The organism is Chitinivibrionia bacterium, from assembly GCA_009779925.1.
In the GTDB taxonomy this organism is placed as follows: Bacteria; Fibrobacterota; Chitinivibrionia; order Chitinivibrionales; family Chitinivibrionaceae; genus WRFX01.
The window spans coordinates 1-4,553 of record WRAZ01000077.1 but is presented as its reverse complement, the minus strand read 5'-3'; the positions used below and the strand labels follow the sequence as shown (position 1 = coordinate 4,553).

Annotated in this window: 4 protein-coding genes; all 4 read left to right on the top strand. The window is 44.1% G+C overall.

From position 1 onward, the window contains the following. Nucleotides 1-176: 176 nt before the first annotated feature. Nucleotides 177-1,442, top strand: coding sequence for an SUMF1/EgtB/PvdO family nonheme iron enzyme (locus tag FWE23_11330; GenBank protein ID MCL2846018.1), 1,266 nt, complete (start codon nt 177-179; stop codon nt 1,440-1,442). A gap of 141 nt (nt 1,443-1,583) precedes the next feature. Then, nucleotides 1,584-2,156 carry a hypothetical protein gene (locus tag FWE23_11325; GenBank protein ID MCL2846017.1) on the top strand — a complete coding sequence of 191 codons (573 nt, stop codon included), beginning with the start codon at nt 1,584-1,586 and terminating at the stop codon, nt 2,154-2,156. A 7-nt stretch (nt 2,157-2,163) separates the two neighbouring features. Beyond that, nucleotides 2,164-3,027, top strand: coding sequence for an FRG domain-containing protein (locus FWE23_11320; protein MCL2846016.1), 864 nt, complete (start codon nt 2,164-2,166; stop codon nt 3,025-3,027). A gap of 39 nt (nt 3,028-3,066) precedes the next feature. Beyond that, nucleotides 3,067-4,553 (top strand): hypothetical protein (locus FWE23_11315; GenBank protein MCL2846015.1); only part of this gene is annotated, 1,487 nt, incomplete at its 3' end.

The following is a 4,553-nucleotide window of genomic DNA, read 5'->3' as shown; positions in this document are numbered from 1 at the left end:
CCCCCCCCCCCCCCCCCCCCCCGCATTAAGTCGTTGGTTTGCAGGCACTTGCGTGCGTTAACTAAAAGTAATACACGAAGTAAAGATTCAATATATATTTATGAAAACCTCTTTTTTGAGAGAGGTTTTTCTTCGTTTCGTAAAAACAAAACAAATACAAATAAAGGAGTTTTCAAATGAAAAACGGCGTTAAATTTTTGGCGGCGATTTTGACTATCGTTGCAGGAGTAAGCGTAGTTAGCGCACAAAATGTAAATATCGGCACTGCGCAACAGTTGCGGAATTTTGCAACGCAGGTAAACGGCGGTGATAATTTTTCGGGAAGAACAATAACGCTTACTGCCGATATTGATTTAGGCGGCGCGCCTGAGTGGGTGCCGATTGGCAATACAGAGGCGCGGGCGTTTATGGGGACATTCGACGGCAACGGGCGAACTGTCAGCGGTGTAAAAATCAACAACTTGAGCACAGACGGCAATCTCGGCTTCTTCGGCGTTATCGGCATAAACGGCATTGTACGAAATTTGTCTGTCGATGTAAATATTCTCGGCGGTAATTTGGCAGGTGCGCTTGCGGCGGTAAATCGGGGAACGATAGAAGAAGTTCACGCTTCGGGCAGAGTTTTAGCACCGACTGTTGGCGGATTGGTTGCTGAAAACAGAGGAACACTCAGAAACTTCCATTCTTCTGCGCAAACAGTTGCGGTAGTTGGCACAGCTGATTTTCCGCTTTCGACTACTCTTCCGTTAAATCCTGTTGAGGGGCAAGGAGTGCGGCTTATTGTAAGGGGTATTTACATTGACTTAATTTATGTGGCACCGGGGACTTTTATGTTTCGCGCTTGTGCCTCAACAACTCCTGCTACAGTTGGTAGCAGTCATACAATAAGCGACGGGTTTTGGATAGGTAGGTATCCCATAACGCAAGCGCAGTATCAGGCGGTAATGACAGGACACTCTACATTAAGCGCAACTCCATCAAATTTTAGCGGTCGTCCCAATAATCCCGTTGAGCAAGTAAATTTTAATGATATAACTTCAGCAGATGGCTTTTTAGCACGGATCGGAGCAAGATTACCGACGGAATACGAATGGGAGTTTGCGGCACGTGGTGGAAATCAGCGACAAGGGAATAACGGAGGAGTGGATTATATTTGGGCTGGTAGTAATACAGCGAATGAAGTTGCTTGGCACAACCAAAACAGCGGAGGTCAAACTCACCCTGTCGGAGGTTTGAGCCCAAATGAGTTAGGAATATATGATATGAGCGGAAATGTGTGGGAATGGACGAATTCTATATGGAGCGGCTCTCATCGCGTGATACGCGGCAGCAATTGGGGCAACTATGCGGCTATCGCTCGCGTTGCTCTTCGTAGCCACAGCGTTCCCGACTCCGGGTGGGGCAGCGGCGGCTTCCGTGTGGCGTTCTCTCCGCAATTATAACACTTGCTGTTCGGATGTTTGGGTTTGAAAAAAGGAATTAGAAAAAGCGCTACAATGGCGCAAAACCTTGCAGAGATTGTATTTCTCTCCGATTTCGGCAAAGGTTAAATAAAATTTAGAGGGATTTAAGGAGTTTTAGGTATGAGTACTTTGATTAAATTGTGGGAAGAAAAAGATTGGGACAGCATTATTGCTAAAGCTGGCGGAGATTTTCATAGCGCATTTGCCAAATTGTTTTTGCGGAGCAAAGAGCACAACGAAAATAACTACAAAGACGTGATAGAAGATGCTTCAAAAGCATTGGTTGCAGCACTAGAAGAAGCGGCAACAGCAAAAGAAGAAGCTGAAAAAGCAAAAGAAGAAGCTGAAAAAGCAAAAAAAGAAGCTGAAAAAGCAAAAAAAGAAGCTGAAGAAAAAGAGGCATTGGCAAGAGGAGATAAAGCAAAAGAAAAAAGTAATGAATTTCGCCGCATTCGTGCATTTGCTTATTACTTAAGCGGAAACTACGAACGCGCAATTTTTGATTGCGAAAAACTTGGCAAAAAAGATGTGTTTGCAAACGAATTACGCGGAATGATTGCTTCGAATGTTGATGATTACAGCAAGGTTATTACGAATTGTAAGCAATTAGAAGAGGTATCGGTTGAAAATGAACTTGTAAAAAGCGCATTTCTTCTTGAAACTTATATTAAAACCTGCAAAAAAATCAAGTGAGGACAAAATGAAACTTGAAGCAAATTCTGTAGGCGAGTTTTTCGAGAAAAGTTTTCGCTTTCGCCTTAATCAAGGCGAGGATAACGAGGTTTTTCATCGTGGGGTAAGGGTTATTTATCCGGAAAAAACACGACATTGCCCATCTATTCATTACGAAAAAGGACATATTGAAAACGAACACAAGATTTTCAGAGAAACCGTTGCTCGTTTTCCGAACGAAATGCTTGCACAAAAAACAACAATTGAAAAGCTTATTTTAATGCAGCATTACAGATTTCCGACACGAATTATGGACATAACAAAAAATTTGCTTGTTTCATTGTTTTTTGCTTGCTATGACGATGGAAAAGAAGATGGAACAGGTGAAGATGGAGTCGTGTATTTTTATTCCGTTCCTAGAAAAGAAATTTATTTTTGCGACAGCGACAGAATTAAAATAGTTTCTAATTTAGCAAGGCAGCCGTTTGATTTACGAGGTGGCTACGATTTGTCGTTGTCGATTGAAGAATTTAATAAGCAAGAAAGCATTAAACAGCTTTGTTGGGACATTCAACCGGAAAGCATAACGCAGTATTCTATGGTTAAACCGAAGCATATTAGTTCCGTTTTTTGTTTGCGTCCCAATATGAATAACGAAAGAATTAACTGCCAATGCGGATATTTCTTTTTGTTTGGAATAGAAGGCGGAAAAGATAAAAGCAAATGGGCTACTTTCCCTGAAGAATGGCTTTTGAATCCGATAATCATTCCGGCGGGTTCAAAGAAAGGCATCTTAAAAGAACTTGAAAAAATGGATATTAACGAGGGCTTTTTCTATCCGGATTACGAAAAAGTCAGCAATTCCATAAGAAGTCGGTATCGAAAATCGTAATACCTCTTTTGGCAGAAGAAACAAAAAGGAGAAGATAAAATGAAACGGAACAAACTCAAATTAATCATCTTGCTACTCGCAATGGCAGTGGCAACAGCAATGGCAAACACCCCCACGGGCGGCGGCGCGGTAGGCGTAAACTTCGGCACGATTGAGAACGGCTATTCAACCGGCTTTGTTTTCGGCTCGGCTAACAACATCGGCGGACTTGTCGGACAAAACCAAAGCGGCACCATCATCAACTCGTTCTTCGACAGCCAACGAAGCGGCAGAAACGACAACGACGGCAGAGGCGTTCCACTCACCACCGCGCAAATGCGCCAACGAACAACATTTGCGCATTGGGACATAGAAAACATCTGGGGAATGGATGCGCTGATGTATAACGGCGAGCCGTTTTTACGGACATTTTATCCGCTCTCGCGCGCTAAATTCACCATCGACGGACAACGAACAGCAGTAAGCCCTGCACCTGCAAATCTTATATCTTCGGCAATGCCTTACACAGGAATAATGCTCCACACGGGCGGTGCAATAACTCCAACCGTGCAAATTGAACACAACGGGCAACCGCTCACTCTCGACATAGATTTTCAACTTGAATTTGAACGCAACATTAACGTCAGCCCAAACAACAATCCTGCGAGAATGCGAATTATCGGTATGGGAAATTACGAGGGAACAACTATCGGCTATAACTTTTTTATCACCAACACAGGACGAGCAATAACAAGCGCGACATTTGTGCCGAATTCAATCCCCCAACAACTCCACACAGGAGCCCCAATCGAACCCGAAATAGAAATCCGTGATTTCGGCGGCGCTGTGGTTTTGCAAAACGGTGTGGACTACATTTTGGGCTACGGCGCAAACAACACTATCGGCACAAACGCCGGCTCTGTAAGTATTACAGGTATGGGACTTTTTACCGGAAACAGAGTTATGAACTTTAATATTGTTGCGGCGCACTCAATACAGAATATAACAACCACTCCTGCTACTTTACCCGCCGTAACATTTAACGGCGAACGACACACTCCTACACTCACAGTTCGCCACAACACCGAGGGCGATTTGCAAGAGGGGCGGGACTTTACTTTGACTTGGGGAGGAAACGTAGATGCGGGGACTAATGTCGGACAAGCCATAATAACGGGAATAGGCAGTTTTACAGGAACTGTTACTCGAGCTTTCACAATAAATTGGCGCGACATAAACGATGTCGCAATTATGGATATTCCGCCGCAACAGTTTACGGAGGAGCCAATAACTCCGCTGCTTACAATAACCGATGGCGGCAGAACGTTGGCATTGGGAACGGATTATACAGTGCAATATTTCAGTAATGTAAATCCGGGGACTAATGCGCAGGCAGTTGTTACGGGAATAGGAAATTACACGGGAACTCGCCCTGTTTTGTTTACAATCGGCGAAATCGAACGCACCGATGTTCCCGTTATTTGGCGCGAGCCGCTTAGTTTTGTGTTTAACGGACGAGAACAACACCCAACGGCAACGGCGACATT